The organism is Rhodoferax sp. RT4P68 (assembly GCF_056521305.1).
The window spans coordinates 546,016-560,418 of sequence record NZ_JBWMBB010000001.1; the positions used below are offsets into that span (position 1 = coordinate 546,016).

The 14,403-nt window shown below is 64.4% G+C and carries 19 protein-coding genes; 12 read left to right on the forward strand and 7 right to left on the reverse strand.

Going from position 1 to position 14,403, the window contains the following annotated elements; all coding sequences use genetic code 11:
- Window positions 1-10 precede the first annotated feature (10 nt).
- The 3 genes from lipA to AC099J_RS02560 are packed head-to-tail and all read right to left on the reverse strand — an operon-like array spanning window position 11 to window position 2,002.
- The gene (gene lipA, locus AC099J_RS02550; protein ID WP_479613620.1) at window positions 11-1,003 is read right to left on the reverse strand and encodes a lipoyl synthase; all 993 of its coding nucleotides are present in this window, start codon (window positions 1,001-1,003) and stop codon (window positions 11-13) included.
- Between the two features lie 3 nt (window positions 1,004-1,006).
- Complete coding sequence (lipB, locus tag AC099J_RS02555) at window positions 1,007-1,678, reverse strand: lipoyl(octanoyl) transferase LipB (RefSeq protein ID WP_479613621.1); 672 nt, start codon at window positions 1,676-1,678, stop codon at window positions 1,007-1,009.
- A 27-nt stretch (window positions 1,679-1,705) separates the two neighbouring features.
- Window positions 1,706-2,002 carry a YbeD family protein gene (locus AC099J_RS02560; protein ID WP_479613622.1) on the reverse strand — a complete coding sequence of 99 codons (297 nt, stop codon included), beginning with the start codon at window positions 2,000-2,002 and terminating at the stop codon, window positions 1,706-1,708.
- A gap of 282 nt (window positions 2,003-2,284) precedes the next feature.
- On the opposite strand from AC099J_RS02560, the gene AC099J_RS02565 reads away from it, so the two are divergent.
- The 9 genes from AC099J_RS02565 to AC099J_RS02605 all read left to right on the forward strand — a co-directional run bounded on the left by AC099J_RS02565 (window position 2,285) and on the right by AC099J_RS02605 (window position 9,440).
- Window positions 2,285-2,749, forward strand: coding sequence for an ATP synthase subunit I (locus AC099J_RS02565; RefSeq protein WP_479613623.1), 465 nt, complete (start codon window positions 2,285-2,287; stop codon window positions 2,747-2,749).
- Between the two features lie 29 nt (window positions 2,750-2,778).
- Entirely contained in the window at window positions 2,779-3,675 is an 897-nt protein-coding gene (gene atpB / locus AC099J_RS02570) for a F0F1 ATP synthase subunit A (RefSeq protein WP_479613624.1), read from the forward strand.
- Between the two features lie 64 nt (window positions 3,676-3,739).
- Window positions 3,740-4,009, forward strand: a complete 270-nt coding sequence (atpE, locus tag AC099J_RS02575; RefSeq protein WP_056178876.1) for a F0F1 ATP synthase subunit C — start codon at window positions 3,740-3,742, stop codon at window positions 4,007-4,009.
- Window positions 4,010-4,042: 33 nt separating this feature from the next.
- The gene (locus AC099J_RS02580) at window positions 4,043-4,513 is read left to right on the forward strand and encodes a F0F1 ATP synthase subunit B (RefSeq protein WP_479613625.1); all 471 of its coding nucleotides are present in this window, start codon (window positions 4,043-4,045) and stop codon (window positions 4,511-4,513) included.
- A 7-nt stretch (window positions 4,514-4,520) separates the two neighbouring features.
- Window positions 4,521-5,051 carry a F0F1 ATP synthase subunit delta gene (locus tag AC099J_RS02585; RefSeq protein ID WP_479613626.1) on the forward strand — a complete coding sequence of 177 codons (531 nt, stop codon included), beginning with the start codon at window positions 4,521-4,523 and terminating at the stop codon, window positions 5,049-5,051.
- A 46-nt stretch (window positions 5,052-5,097) separates the two neighbouring features.
- The gene (atpA, locus tag AC099J_RS02590; protein WP_479613627.1) at window positions 5,098-6,651 is read left to right on the forward strand and encodes a F0F1 ATP synthase subunit alpha; all 1,554 of its coding nucleotides are present in this window, start codon (window positions 5,098-5,100) and stop codon (window positions 6,649-6,651) included.
- Between the two features lie 23 nt (window positions 6,652-6,674).
- Window positions 6,675-7,556 (forward strand): F0F1 ATP synthase subunit gamma, encoded by an 882-nt coding sequence (atpG, locus tag AC099J_RS02595; protein WP_479613628.1) that lies wholly within the window; start codon window positions 6,675-6,677, stop codon window positions 7,554-7,556.
- Window positions 7,557-7,590: 34 nt separating this feature from the next.
- On the forward strand, window positions 7,591-8,997 hold the full coding sequence (gene atpD / locus AC099J_RS02600; RefSeq protein ID WP_479613629.1) for a F0F1 ATP synthase subunit beta: 1,407 nt from the start codon (window positions 7,591-7,593) through the stop codon (window positions 8,995-8,997).
- Between the two features lie 23 nt (window positions 8,998-9,020).
- On the forward strand, window positions 9,021-9,440 hold the full coding sequence (locus AC099J_RS02605; RefSeq protein WP_479613630.1) for a F0F1 ATP synthase subunit epsilon: 420 nt from the start codon (window positions 9,021-9,023) through the stop codon (window positions 9,438-9,440).
- Between the two features lie 62 nt (window positions 9,441-9,502).
- On the opposite strand, the gene AC099J_RS02610 is transcribed toward AC099J_RS02605, so the two are convergent.
- From AC099J_RS02610 to AC099J_RS02620, 3 genes are read right to left on the reverse strand one after another with little or no spacing between them, the layout of a single operon-like run.
- Window positions 9,503-10,009 (reverse strand): TPM domain-containing protein, encoded by a 507-nt coding sequence (locus tag AC099J_RS02610; protein ID WP_479613631.1) that lies wholly within the window; start codon window positions 10,007-10,009, stop codon window positions 9,503-9,505.
- Window positions 10,010-10,022: 13 nt separating this feature from the next.
- A complete protein-coding gene (locus AC099J_RS02615; RefSeq protein ID WP_479613632.1) occupies window positions 10,023-10,985 on the reverse strand; it encodes a TPM domain-containing protein in 963 nt (320 codons plus the stop codon).
- A 6-nt stretch (window positions 10,986-10,991) separates the two neighbouring features.
- Window positions 10,992-11,579: a LemA family protein gene (locus AC099J_RS02620; RefSeq protein WP_479613633.1), complete on the reverse strand. Its 588-nt coding sequence runs from the start codon at window positions 11,577-11,579 to the stop codon at window positions 10,992-10,994.
- A gap of 126 nt (window positions 11,580-11,705) precedes the next feature.
- Here AC099J_RS02620 and AC099J_RS02625 point away from each other — a divergent pair, with 126 nt between their 5' ends.
- From AC099J_RS02625 to AC099J_RS02635, 3 genes are read left to right on the forward strand one after another with little or no spacing between them, the layout of a single operon-like run.
- A complete protein-coding gene (locus tag AC099J_RS02625) occupies window positions 11,706-12,158 on the forward strand; it encodes a YybH family protein (protein WP_479613634.1) in 453 nt (150 codons plus the stop codon).
- Window positions 12,159-12,172: 14 nt separating this feature from the next.
- Window positions 12,173-13,168 (forward strand): YheT family hydrolase, encoded by a 996-nt coding sequence (locus AC099J_RS02630; protein ID WP_479613635.1) that lies wholly within the window; start codon window positions 12,173-12,175, stop codon window positions 13,166-13,168.
- A 35-nt stretch (window positions 13,169-13,203) separates the two neighbouring features.
- The gene (locus AC099J_RS02635) at window positions 13,204-13,773 is read left to right on the forward strand and encodes a DUF2946 family protein (RefSeq protein WP_479613636.1); all 570 of its coding nucleotides are present in this window, start codon (window positions 13,204-13,206) and stop codon (window positions 13,771-13,773) included.
- A gap of 6 nt (window positions 13,774-13,779) precedes the next feature.
- Here the strand turns inward: AC099J_RS02635 and AC099J_RS02640 are convergent, their stop codons facing one another.
- On the reverse strand, window positions 13,780-14,388 hold the full coding sequence (locus tag AC099J_RS02640) for a c-type cytochrome (RefSeq protein ID WP_479613637.1): 609 nt from the start codon (window positions 14,386-14,388) through the stop codon (window positions 13,780-13,782).
- Between the last annotated feature and the right edge of the window lie 15 nt (window positions 14,389-14,403).

Here is a 14,403-nt window from a genome sequence, read left to right on the forward strand (position 1 = left end):
CCCCAGTTGCTCAGGTTGGCGCGAGCAGCAGCACGTGACCAGCCTGCTGGTCGGCGTGGTAGCTGGAGCGCACCATGGCACCGACGGCGGCGTGGCTGAAGCCCATGGCGTAGGCTTCCTGCTCGAACATCTTGAACGTCTCCGGGTGCACGTAGCGGCGCACGGGCAGGTGGCTGCTGCTGGGGGACAGATACTGGCCAATGGTCAGCATGTCGATGTCGTGCGCTCGCATGTCGCGCATGACCTGCAGGATCTCTTCGTCCGTCTCCCCCAGGCCGACCATGATGCCGCTTTTGGTCGGCACGCTGGGGTGCGAGGCCTTGAACTTCTTCAGCAGGTTCAGGCTGAACTGGTAGTCGCTGCCTGGACGTGCCTGTTTGTACAGGCGCGGGGCCGTTTCCAGGTTGTGGTTCATCACGTCGGGCGGCGCTGCTTTAAGGATCTCCAGCGCGCGGTCGTCGCGTCCCCGGAAATCGGGCACCAGGATTTCGATCTGCGTGGACGGCGAGAGCGCACGCGTCTGGCGGATGCACTCGACAAAGTGGCCGCTGCCACCGTCACGCAGATCGTCACGGTCCACGCTGGTGATGACGACGTACTTCAGACCCAGCTTCGCAATCGTTCTGGCCAGGTTCAGTGGCTCGTCGGCGTCTAGCGGGTCGGGGCGGCCATGGCCCACGTCGCAGAACGGGCAGCGCCGCGTGCACTTGTCGCCCATGATCATAAACGTGGCCGTCCCCTTGCCGAAGCACTCGCCGATGTTGGGACAGGACGCTTCCTCGCAGACCGTGTGTAGATTGCTCTCCCGCAGGATCTGCTTGATTTCATAGAAGCGCGTCGTCGGTGAGCCGGCCTTGACCCGAATCCAATCCGGCTTCTTCAGGGTCTCGGCCTGCTCGACCTTGACCGGGATGCGAGACAGCTTCGCACCGGCCTTCTGCTTGGCCAGCGGGTTGTAGGTAGCGGCGTCTTGCGCCTCGCGAACGACTTCGGGGGTGCTCATGTGTCAGGGGGCGAGGTGGGCAATGAGCTTGTCGCTCAACACGGACGCCGCTTCGTTCCAGGTGATGGGGACGCCGATTGTAGAAAGATCGACGGTTTGCAGTCCGGCGTATCCACACGGATTGATGCGCGAGAAGGGCTCCAGGTCCATCGCCACGTTCAGTGCCACCCCGTGGTACGTGCAGTGCCGACTCACCTTGATGCCCAATGCTGCAATCTTGCCAAGGCCGACGAAGCTCGGCGCCTGACCTTCCGGCGCCTTGGCCAGCACCGCGTGCGAGAAGGGGTCATCGAGCCGCACATAGATGCCAGGTGCGCCAACGACGCGGTGCCCGGTCACACCGAAATGTGCCAGCGTGCGCAGCACCGCCTGTTCGATGCGATAGACGTATTCCTTGACGTAGTAGCCCGCGCGCTGCAGGTCCACCAAGGGGTAAGCAACGACCTGGCCGGGCCCATGGAACGTCGCCTGTCCACCACGATTCGTGGCCAGGACCGGAATGTCGCCTGGCCGCAGGATGTGCTCTGCCTTGCCGGCCAGGCCCTGTGTGAATACTGGCGGGTGCTCGCACAGCCACAGGGCATCCGGTGTAGCAGCGGTGCGTGTGGCGGTGAATTGCTGCATGGCCTCGTAGGTGCGAGCGCACTCCACACGGCCCCACGACTCGGCCCGCATGGCGGGGCTGGTCAGTCTCTCCATCCGCTACAGCACAACCTTGACCAAGGGGTGGGTGCTCAGCGTCCGGTACAGCTCATCGAGCTGCTCGCGCGACGTGGCCGTCACGGTCACAGTCACGCCCAGATAGTTGCCGCCCTTGCTCTCGCGCAGTTCCACCGTGCTGGCGTCGAAGAGGGGGTCGAACTCGCGCGCGATCTGCGTGACGGCGTGCACGAAGCCGTCGGCCTTGACGCCCATCACCTTGATAGGAAACAGCGAGGGGTACTCGATCAGCGAGTCCTTGCGCGCGCCGTCAGAGGCTTCTTCTCGAGGGGTGTTCATCCCGGATGTCCTTCGTTGAGTTGGCGCCGCCGTGTGGATCGACTTCGGTCATCGACGCGCGGACGGCTCTGCAGTCGACGATGCGCCGAACCGTGGCGCACACCATGCAAGGCCTGCGCAAAAACGACGCGTCCCGTCAAATAGTCGAGCGTCAGGGGTTTCTACGTATAATAAAGGGCTTTGTAGAAATCTCGGGGGAGGCTTCGCGAAGCGCTGGCAGGTCGTGATCCACGTACCCGACCGGCGCACCGCGGCGCATCGATTGGCCGGAGCAGATAACAGATGACTACCAACGCTCTTGGTCCCGAGGTTGATGCTGAAGAAGCAGATTTCAAGCCCCTGACTGCCGAAGAGGCGCGGCGCTTGCGCGAAGCACATCCTGCACTGTCACCCTGGTGGGTGATCGTTGCCCAACTGGTCATGGGATTGCTCGTGTCGGTTGTTGCGTGGGTGTGGGTGCGTGAGTGGTCCGCTGCTGTATCGGCCCTGTACGGGGCCTTGTCGGTGGCGCTGCCCGCTGCGCTGTTCGTGCGTGGCACCCGTCGCGCGGTGCCTGCGCAGTCGGCGATGTTGAGATTTGCGGTCTGGGAGTTGATCAAGCTGTTGCTCAGCGTGGCCATGTTGGCTGCTGCGCCTGTGCTGGTCGGTGACCTGCACTGGTTGGCGATGCTGGCCGGCGTGATCGCCGCCATGAAGATGTACTGGGTCGCGCTTGTGGCGCGGCCTCGATTGTTGAACCGGAACTGATGTTTCGCTTAGGGAAGAGACACTGAAAGATGGCCACCGAAGGACACGCACCGACCGCAAGCGAGTACATCGTCCACCACTTGCAGCACTGGCAGGTGGATTGGGGTCTCAATCCCGTCGTTCAGACCGCCATTGTTGACTTCAACGTCATCAACCTGGATTCCGTTCTTTACGCCTTGATCGTCGGCGTCATCGGTTGCTGGGTACTGTGGGCTGCTGCCCGCAAGGCCACCTCCGGCGTGCCGGGTCGCTTTCAGGCAGCGGTCGAGATCCTGGTCGAAATGGTCGACAACCAGGCCAAGTCCAACATCCACAACGCCAAGAGCCGCGAGTTCATCGCGCCGCTGGCGCTCACCGTGTTCGTCTGGATCTTCCTGCTGAACGCGATGGACATGCTGCCGGTTGATCTTTTGCCCGCCATCTGGACGCAGGTCTACGGTGCACTGGGCCACGACCCGGCCCATGCCTACATGCGCGTTGTGCCGACGGCCGATCTTTCGACCACGCTGGGTCTGTCCTCCACCGTGCTGCTGCTGTGCCTGATTTACAGCGTGAAGATCAAGGGCGTGGGCGGCTGGGCGCATGAACTGGTCAGCGCACCGTTCGGCACCAGCAAGAACCCTGTGTTCGCCATCATCCTGGGCGTCATCAATCTGCTGATGCAGATCATCGAGTACGTGGCCAAGACCGTGTCGCATGGCATGCGGTTGTTCGGCAACATGTACGCAGGCGAACTCGTTTTCATGCTGATCGCGCTGATGGGCGGCGCGATGGCGGCCTCGTTCTCGGGAGTGCTGTTGCCAGTGGGCCACGTCATTGCCGGTACCGTCTGGGCGATCTTCCATATCTTGGTGATCACGCTCCAGGCATTCATTTTCATGATGCTGACGCTCATCTATCTGGGCCAGGCACATGAAGCCCACTGAGAGCGGTTCCTGCTTGCTTCTCGTTTCTTTCTTTTCTCTTCATCTTTCAATCTAAGGAGTCATCATGGAAAACATTCTCGGTCTCGTCGCGCTGGCAAGTGGTCTGATCGTGGGTCTGGGCGCAATCGGCGCATCGATCGGCATTGCCCTCATGGGCGGCAAGTTCCTCGAATCTTCGGCACGCCAGCCCGAACTGATGAACGACCTGCAAACCAAGATGTTCATCTTGGCCGGTCTGATCGACGCGGCCTTCCTGATCGGCGTGGCCATTGCCCTGCTGTTCGCCTTCGCCAACCCGTTTGCCGCGACTTTCCTGGCCAACCTGCCGAAGTAATCGCGCTCTGCGCCGCTTGAGAAAGGTGTTGCCGTGAGTATCAACGCGACCCTGTTCGTCCAGGGGATCGTCTTTCTGCTGTTGGTGTTGTTCACGATGAAATTCGTGTGGCCACCGATCGCGAAGGCGTTGGACGAGCGTGCACAAAAGATCGCCACTGGCCTGGCGGCCGCTGACAAGGCCAAGGCCGACCTTAGCTCCGCCAACCAGCGTGTCGAACAGGAACTGGCCTTGTCTCGTACCGAGACTGCCGGTCGTCTTGCCGATGCCGAGCGTCGTGCACAGCAGATCATCGAAGAAGCCAAGGCCCGTGCCAGCGAAGAGGCTGCCAAGATCGTGGCCGCTGCGCAAGTGGAGGCCGAGCAGCAATCCGTGCGTGCCCGTGAGGCCCTGCGTGAGCAGGTCGCAGCATTGGCCGTCAAGGGTGCCGAGCAGATCCTGCGCAAGGAAGTCAATGCCGGTGTGCATGCTGATCTGCTGCAGCGTCTGAAGACGGAGCTCTGAGGACGATATGGCCGAAATCGCGACCATTGCGCGTCCTTATGCCGAGGCCTTGTTCAAGGCCAGTGCGTCCGATCTGGACGCCACGGCCCGCTGGCTGGAACCCTTGGCCGCGCTCGTTGGCAATCCGCAGTTGCTCAGTTTTGCGGCTGACCCGCAGGCCACGCCCGAACAGGTCTTTGACCTGATCGCCGGTCTGGCTCAGGAGCCGTTGCCCGACACGGGCAAAAACTTCCTGCGCGTGCTGATCGACAACGGCCGTCTGGCGGCCCTGCCGGAAGCAGCCCAGCAGTTCCGCAAGCTGAAGAACGCCGTCAGTGGCGCGTCCGATGCCGTGGTCTACAGTGCCTTTGCGATCGACAGTGCTGCGCTGCAGGACGTGTCGGCAGTGCTGGAGCGCCGCTTCGGTCGCAAGCTGACGACCCGCGTCGAAATCGACGAATCCCTGATCGGCGGCATCCGCGCCGTCGTCGGCGACGAGGTGCTGGACACCTCGGTCAAGGCCCGCCTCGAACAGATGAAAGCTGCGCTCACCGCCTGAAGCGGCGAGTGACGTTGTCTCCATTTATTGAAAGAAGGAACGAGTCATGCAGCTCAATCCCGCAGAAATTTCCGAACTCATCAAGAGCCGCATCGAAGGCTTTGGCGCCACTGCCGACATCCGCAACCAGGGCACCGTGGTCTCGGTCACGGACGGCATCGTGCGTGTGCACGGCCTGTCCGACGTGATGCAGGGCGAAATGCTGGAGTTTCCGGCGACCGCCAGCGGCGCGCAGACTTTCGGCCTGGCCTTGAATCTGGAGCGCGACTCGGTCGGCGCGGTGATTTTGGGCGAGTACGAACACATCTCCGAAGGCGACATCGTCAAGTGCACGGGCCGCATTCTGGAAGTGCCGGTCGGCCCCGAACTGATCGGCCGGGTCGTCAACGCGTTGGGCCAGCCGATCGACGGCAAGGGTCCCATCAACGCCAAGATGACGGACGTGATCGAAAAGGTCGCACCGGGCGTGATCGCCCGCAAGTCGGTTGACCAGCCGATGCAGACCGGCCTGAAGTCCATCGACTCCATGGTGCCCGTCGGCCGTGGTCAGCGCGAGCTGATCATCGGTGACCGCCAGACCGGCAAGACCGCGGTGGCGATCGACGCGATCATCAACCAGAAGGGTCAGGACATGACCTGCGTCTACGTGGCGATTGGCCAGAAGGCGTCTTCCATCAAAAACGTGGTGCGCGCGCTGGAGCAGGCCGGTGCGATGGACTACACCATCGTCGTGGCGGCTTCGGCCTCCGAATCCGCGGCCATGCAGTACGTGTCGGCCTACTCCGGCTGCACGATGGGCGAGTATTTCCGCGACCGCGGCCAGGACGCGCTGATCGTCTATGACGATCTGTCCAAGCAGGCCGTGGCTTACCGCCAAGTCTCGCTGCTGTTGCGCCGCCCGCCGGGCCGTGAAGCCTATCCCGGCGACGTGTTCTATCTCCACAGCCGCCTGCTTGAGCGCGCTGCCCGCGTGAACGTCGACTATGTCGAAGCCTTCACCAAGGGTGAAGTCAAGGGCAAGACTGGTTCGCTGACGGCACTGCCAATCATCGAAACGCAAGCTGGCGACGTGTCGGCCTTCGTGCCCACCAACGTGATTTCGATCACCGACGGCCAGATCTTTCTGGAAACCAGTCTGTTCAACGCTGGCATCCGCCCCGCCATCAACGCTGGTATCTCGGTGTCGCGCGTGGGTTCGTCTGCGCAGACCAAGATCATCAAGGGCCAGTCCGGCGGTATCCGTACCGACCTGGCGCAGTACCGTGAGTTGGCTGCGTTCGCGCAGTTCGCCTCCGACCTGGACGAAGCCACCCGCAAGCAGCTGGACCGTGGTGCCCGCGTGACGGAACTGCTCAAGCAGGCCCAGTACGCACCGCTGCCGATCAGCCTGATGGGCGCGACGCTGTTTGCCGTGAACAAGGGTTTCATGGACGACATCGAAGTCAAGAAGGTGCTGCCGTTCGAGCACGGCCTGCACGCCCACCTGAAGGACAAGAACGCCGCGCTGCTGGCCAAGCTGGAAGCGACCAAGGCCCTGGACAAGGACGCTGAAGCCGAACTCTCGGCCGCCATCGGCGCGTTCAAGAAGTCCTTTGCCTGATCACGTAAGCAAAGGAGTCTTGCATGGCTGCTGGTAAAGAGATTCGCGGCAAGATCAAGTCGGTCGAGAACACCCGCAAGATCACCAAGGCCATGGAAATGGTCTCGGTGTCGAAGATGCGCAAGGCCCAGGAACGGATGCGCGCAGCGCGCCCGTATGCCACCAAGATCCGCGACATCGCGGCCCATCTGGGTGAGGCGAATCCTGAGTACACGCACGTCTTCATGAAGCCCAACGACGCCAAGGACGTTGGCTTCATCGTGGTGACGACCGACAAGGGCTTGTGCGGCGGGCTGAACACCAACCTGTTGCGGATGCTGGTGGGCAAGCTGCGTGAAGTGCAGGGCACAGGCGGCGTCCCGCAGACGGTGGCCATCGGCAGCAAGGGCCTGGGCTTCCTGAACCGCATGAATGCTCGTGTGGTGTCGCACGTGACGCACCTGGGCGATACGCCGCACCTCGACAAGCTGATCGGCCCCGTCAAGGTGCTGCTCGACGCGTATGCCGAAGGCAAACTTGGCGCGGTCTACCTCTGCTACACCCGCTTCATCAACACGATGAAGCAGGAACCTGTGGTGGAGCCACTGCTGCCGCTGTCCAGCGCCAGGATGCGCGACGAGGCCAAGGCTGAAGTCAAGGGCGCGCTGAGCTGGGACTACATCTACGAGCCGGACGCCCAATCGGTCATCGATGAGCTCCTGGTGCGGTACGTCGAGGCGCTGGCCTACCAGGCTGTGGCCGAGAACATGGCGTCGGAGCAGTCCGCGCGCATGGTGGCCATGAAGTCCGCGACCGACAACGCCGGCAACGTGATTGCCGAGCTGAAGTTGGTCTACAACAAGTCGCGTCAAGCGGCGATCACGAAGGAATTGTCCGAGATCGTCGCGGGCGCAGCGGCGGTCTGACGCCGCCCCGGATTCGAAATTTTTGGAGCAACAAATGGCTCAAGCACAAGGCAAGATTGTTCAATGTATCGGCGCTGTGGTCGACGTTGAGTTCCCGCGCAACCAGATGCCCAAGATCTACGACGCGCTGAAGATGGAAGGCTCGGCGTTGACGCTGGAAGTCCAGCAGCAGCTGGGCGACGGCGTGGTGCGGACCATCGCATTGGGTTCTTCCGACGGCCTGCGTCGCGGGCTGATGGTGTTCAACACCGGCTCGTCGATCATGGTGCCGGTGGGCCAGGCGACGCTCGGTCGCATCATGGACGTGTTGGGCAGCCCCATCGACGAACGTGGTCCGGTCGACCAGACCCTGACCGCCTCGATCCACCGCAAGGCGCCTGCGTATGACGAACTGTCGCCCTCGCAGGAGCTGCTGGAAACCGGCATCAAGGTGATCGACCTGGTGTGCCCGTTCGCCAAGGGCGGCAAGGTGGGCCTGTTCGGTGGTGCCGGCGTGGGCAAGACCGTGAACATGATGGAACTCATCAACAACATTGCCAAGGCCCACAGCGGTCTGTCGGTGTTCGCTGGTGTGGGCGAGCGTACCCGCGAAGGCAACGACTTCTATCACGAGATGGCCGATTCTGGCGTCGTGAATCTGGAGAACCTGCCCGAGTCCAAGGTGGCCATGGTCTACGGCCAGATGAACGAGCCCCCGGGCAACCGTCTGCGCGTGGCGCTGACCGGCCTCACGATTGCCGAGTCGTTCCGCGACGAAGGCAAGGACGTGCTGTTCTTCGTCGACAACATTTACCGCTACACGCTGGCCGGTACCGAAGTGTCCGCGCTGCTGGGCCGCATGCCTTCCGCCGTGGGCTACCAGCCGACGCTGGCCGAGGAAATGGGCCGCTTGCAAGAGCGCATCACTTCGACCAAGGTGGGCTCCATCACGTCGATCCAGGCCGTGTACGTGCCTGCGGATGACTTGACCGACCCGTCGCCCGCCACGACCTTCGCCCACCTGGATTCCACCGTGGTGCTGTCGCGTGACATCGCCTCGCTGGGCATCTACCCCGCCGTGGACCCGCTGGATTCGACCAGCCGCCAGCTCGACCCGCTGGTCGTCGGCCAGGACCACTACGAGACCGCCCGCGCCGTGCAGGGCACGCTGCAGCGCTACCGTGAACTGCGCGACATCATTGCGATTCTGGGCATGGACGAGCTGGCACCAGAAGACAAGCTGGCTGTGGCCCGCGCGCGCAAGATCCAGCGTTTCCTTTCGCAGCCGTTCCACGTGGCAGAAGTGTTCACCGGCTCGCCCGGCAAGTACGTGACGCTGGCTGAGACCATCCGCGGCTTCAAGATGATCGTGGCTGGCGAGTGCGATCACCTGCCCGAGCAGGCCTTCTACATGGTCGGCACCATCGACGAAGCCTTTGAAAAGGCCAAGAAGATCGCCTGACCGGGCGCTTCGCAAGGAACCCCATGGCAACGACATTTCAAGTTGACGTCGTCAGCGCCGAGGAGTCCATCTTCTCGGGTGAGGCCCGGTTCGTGGCCCTGCCCGGCGAGGCCGGCGAGCTCGGCATCTACCCGCGCCACACGCCGCTGATCACGCGCATCAAGCCCGGCTCGGTGCGCATCGAGCGGCCCGATGGCACTGAAGAATTCATCTTCGTCGCCGGCGGCATCCTCGAGGTGCAGCCCAACGCAGTGACCGTCCTGTCCGACACCGCGATCCGCGGCAAGGACTTGGACGACGAGAAGGCCAACGCAGCCAAGGCTGCTGCCGAAGAGGCACTGCGCAACGCCAAGGGCGAGCTGGACATCGCCAAGGCGCAGTCCGAGCTGGCTGTGATGGCCGCGCAGATCGCTGCGCTGCGCAAGTACCGGCAAAAGAAGTAACGCCTTCTTGCCCCAAGCAAAAGCCACCGCACGCGGTGGCTTTTTGCTTTTTTAAGCGGCGTTCAACGGATCACGAGTGCGTTCTCCAACTCGTTCGCATCGCCATCCGCGGGTTCCCGCGGGAAATGGCGCACAAGCTCGGCTGACACTTCTTCGAGCGCTGTGGTCAGTCCATCCTCGTAGCGACCGGCGCGCAGAGCTTCGCGCAGGTGTTCCACGACGCGCTGCCAGTGCGCGGGGTCCACGCAGTGGTTCAGCCCGCGGTCGGCCACCAGTTCGATGGCATGGTCGGCCAGCAGCAGGTAGATCAGGACGCCGTTGTTGCGCTCCGTGTCCCACACGCGCAGCTTGCCGAACATCGCCACGGCACGCTCGCGCGCACTGGCGTTACGCCACAGGTAGCTGTTGGGCAGCGCGGCCTCGATGCAGATGCGCACCTCGCCGCCGTGCCGCGCCTCGCTGGCCGCAATGCGCCGCTCCAACCGGTGCCGTGCCTCAGCATCGATCAGTCGCCGTACCGTGGAGACGTCTGTCCAGCGGTGCTTCAGAAAACGCAGCCAGCGTGCCATATGCCGTTGCCTCTCACCAGTCTCCGGAGGCGCCGCCGCCACCGAAGTCACCGCCGCCACCCGAACCGAAGCCGCCCCCGCCACCAAAGCCGCCACCGCCCCCGCCCCCGCCCCCGCCGCCCCAGCCCGCGCCCGCAGCGCCGCCAGCGATCCAACCGCCGTGGGCGGCACCGCCCCGGCCGCGGCGCGCAGGTGGTTGCAGGCCGCCGCCGACATTGCCAGACAGCAGCGCGATGAAGAATGCGATGACGCCGCCAGCCAATGCCAACACCACCCCCAGCTGCAGGACCAGCCAGACGATCCCGCCGACCCCCGCCCCGGTAGCGAGCGCGCCAAGCTTGCGTCCCAGCATGCGCCGCAACACGCCTGCCGCGAACGGCACGAGCACGAACGCTGCGACCAGCAGCACGGGAAGCTGGCCTGTCCAGTCGCCTTGCAGACCGGGCGGGCTGGTCTGCCGGGTAGGCGGGGGCAGTGCTTCGCCGCGCACCAGAGCATCGATCCGCGCCACACCGGCCTGCAGGCCCCCTGCGAAGTCGCCCTGCCGCAGGCGCGGCGTGATGGCCTCGTCGATGATGCGTTTGGCCGCCAGGTCAGGGATCGCACCCTCGAGCGTCTTGGCCACCTCGATGCGCAGCTTGCGGTCGTTCTTGGCCACCAGCAGCAGCACGCCGTCGCCGATGTCGCGTCGGCCGATCTTCCATGCGTTGGCCACGCGGTTGGCGTACGAGGCGATGTCTTCGGGTGCCGTGGTCGGCACCAGCAGCACCACCACCTGGGCGCCGCGGTCTTTCTCCAGCGCCGCGAGGCTCTGATCCAGTGCGCCCTGCTGCAACGCGTCGAGCGTGCCGGTGGTGTCGACCACACGGCCGCTGAGCGGCGGCACCGGCTGCAGCGGTTGCGCAGCAGCCAGCCCCCACGCGCACAACAGCGCTGCAGCCAGCAGCCGCCAGAACGTTGAGCGCAGCGTCTTCAAGCGGCCCTACTTCTTGTTGAAGTCGACCACCGGCGGCGTGGAGATCTGCGCCTCGTTCTGGACTGCAAAGGCCGGCTTGGCGTCGTAGCCGAACACCATGGCCGTCAGGTTGGTCGGGAAGCTGCGGGCCAGTACGTTGTACTCCTGCACCGTCTGGATGAAGCGGTTGCGGGCCACGGTGATGCGGTTCTCCGTGCCTTCCAGCTGCACACGCAGGTCGCGAAAGCCCTGGTTCGCCTTCAGATCCGGGTAGCGCTCGCTGACCACCATCAGGCGCGACAGGGCGCTGCCCAGCTCGCCCTGCGCGGCCTGGAACTTCTGCATCGCCTCGGGGTTGTTCAGGGTTTCCGGCGTGACCTGGATCGAGGTGGCCTTGGCACGCGCCTCGATGACCTTGGTCAGCGTGTCCTGCTCGAACGCTGCCTCGCCCTTGACCGTGGCCACGATGTTGGGCACCAGGTCCGCTCGGCGTTGGTATTGGTTCAGAACTTCGCTCCAGGCGGCCTTGGACTGCTCGTCCAGGCGTTGGAAATCGTTGTAGCCGCAGCCGGTCAGGCTCAGCAGCAGGGCGGCAATGCCAATCCAGCGCTTCATGGGTTCTTCTCCTGGTAACGCTCCGCCGTCGGCGGGGCGGCGCAAGCATACCGGACGCGGGCTGACCGCTGGAAGCTGTGCAGTTCGTTGCACAATCGCTCGCATTCTTCACGAATCCCAGGCCGCATGACCAAAGCCCAACAGCAGGCCGCCGCGCTCGCCGGAACTGCCGATGACGCCGAGGCTGCGTTCTACGATGCGATGCAGCATGGCGACATCGACCGCATGATGCGCGTCTGGGCTGACGAAGACGACATTGTCTGTGTGCATCCCGGCGGCCCCAGGCTGGTGGGGGCTTCGATGATCCGCTCGGCCTATGAAGCGTTGTTCGCCAACGGCGTCGTGCGCGCACTGCCACGCAGGGTCCGCAAAGTCGAGTCACTGACCAGTGCCGTCCACAGCTTGATCGAGCGCATCGAGATCGTGACCGACGCCGGTGTGCGCGTGGGCTACGTCACCGCCACCAACGTCTATCAGAAAACGGCGCAGGGTTGGCGCATGGTGGCCCACCACGCCAGCCCTGAAACCACCGGTGCCGGCGAAGGCCAGGACCCTGCCGGCCCGCAGACTCTGCACTGAGCACAGGCAACACGATGGACTACGCCGCGCCCTGGTGGTTGCCCGGCGGTGATCTCCAGACGATCTGGGCCTCATTGGGCGCGCGGCGTCAACGGGGAGCGCCGCTGGCCTTCAAGCGCGAACGCTGGATCACGCCCGACATGGACTTCATCGATGTCGATACCGCCGACGCTGCAGCGCTGTCCATCGACCCTGCCGCCACGCCTTCGCGGCGCACGCTGATGGTGTTGTTCCATGGGCTCGAAGGCTCGTCGTCCAGCCACTATGCGCAAGCCTTCGGCGAGTATGCGCGTCGGCATGGCATGGTCTACACGGTGCCGCATTTCCGTGGTTGCAGCGGCGAGCTGAACCTGGCCCCACGTGCTTACCACTCCGGGGATTTCGAGGAGGTAGGCTGGATCCTGCGCCGTCTGCGGGCGTCCCACGACGGGCCGATCGTCGCCATCGGCGTCTCGTTGGGCGGTAACGCTCTGCTCCGATGGGCCGAAGAGATGGGCAGCATCGCAACGCGCGAAGTCAGTGCCGTGGCGGCCGTCAGCGCACCGGTCGACCTGATGGCTGGCGGCATGGCCCTGGGGCAGGGCTTCAGCCGGCTGGTCTATGCCGGCATGTTCCTGCGCTCGATGAAGCCCAAGGCGTTGTTGAAACTGGCCCAGCACCCTGGCTTGTTCGACCGCGATGCGTTGTTGGCTGCGCGCGATCTCTACGCATTCGACAACGTCTTTACGGCGCCCCTGCATGGCTTTCGGGACACGGACGACTACTGGTCCCGCGCGTCCGCCAAGCCGCACCTGGCGCGCATCCGGGTGCCCACGCTGGTGGTCAACGCGCGCAACGACCCTTTCGTTCCGGCGACCAGCCTGCCCCGGCCCGCAGACGTCGGCGCCAGCGTCACCTTGTGGCAGCCCACACACGGCGGACATGTCGGCTTTCCGCAAGGGCGCTGGCCCGGCCACGTGATCGCCATGCCGCAGGCCGTTGGCGACTGGTTGCTGGCCGCCAGCCGCTGAGCGACGTGGTGCCCGCCCCATGCCCATAATGGGCCATGGACGACATCGTCAAACAGGCCATCGCAAAGTGGCCCAACGTGCCCGACTGCTATGGCTGGCTGGGCCTGGATGCGCGTGGGGATTGGTATCTGCGCGATGACCAGGTGCAGGCCTGCGGGCCTTTTGCCGCCGGCACGCCGGCCAGCAAGGGCTCTGTGCTGCGCCACGTGCAGCTGCTGGCGTTCATCCACCGCAACTATGCGTGCGATGCGCGGGGCTGCTGGTTCTTTCAGAACGGCCCTCAGCGCGTCTACGTCGAGCTGGAGGCTGCGCCCTGGGTCTGGCGGCTGTCACCGGATCTGTCGATCGCCAGCCAGGGCGGCCACGCGGCGCGTTTTGCGCAATGCCTGGTGGACGAGCAGGGCTGGGTTTACGCAGAGACCGACCTGGGGCTCGGCCTGGTGCATTCGATGGATGTGGAGCTCGTCGCCACCGCGATCGAGCGGGGCGACTGGGCTGCAACGCCGGTGGTGGCGGCTGAGCTGCCCCAGCGCTACGGATTCGTGCGCAGCCCGCAAGCGCTGACGGCCGTCGCACAGCGCCCGCAAGACGCGCGCGCGAGCTGAATCGTCTTACTTCGCGGCGGCCACCGGGGCCGCCGATGCGGCCTCCGCCGGGGCCGATGCCCCTGCAGCCGCAGGTGCAGCCGGCTCAGGAAACTTCCCACCCGAGGCATTGGCCATATACGCCACGGCGCGGGCGATCTCGGTTTCTTCGAAATCACCGCCACCCTGGGGCGCCATCGCGCCCTTGCCGGCGATCGCCGAATTCAAGAGGGCTTCGAAACCAGTGGCGATCCGTGGCGCCCAGGCGGCCGTGTCGCCCGACTTGGGTGCACCTGCCACGCCCGCCGCATGGCAGGCGGCGCACTGCACCTTGTAGACCTGCTCGCCGGTGGCCAGTTCGCGGTTGGCATCGCGGATTTCGACCGTCCCGACCTTTTGCAGGCGCATGACCACGCTTTGGCCCAGGGACTGCTCCGTCACGCCGCCCAACCCCATGGACTGGCTGTCCGCCACGCCCGACGGCTTGGCGTCCGAGACGACGAAATACACCAGGCCGATGATGATGAAAATCGGCACCACGAACGAGAACAATACGGCCACCAGCAATTGCTTCGGGTTCTTGATCGGGCCGGTGTGGGCCTCGTCTTCGGCATGTCCGTGCGCTGAATCGCTCATGTTGTCCTCAAAGAT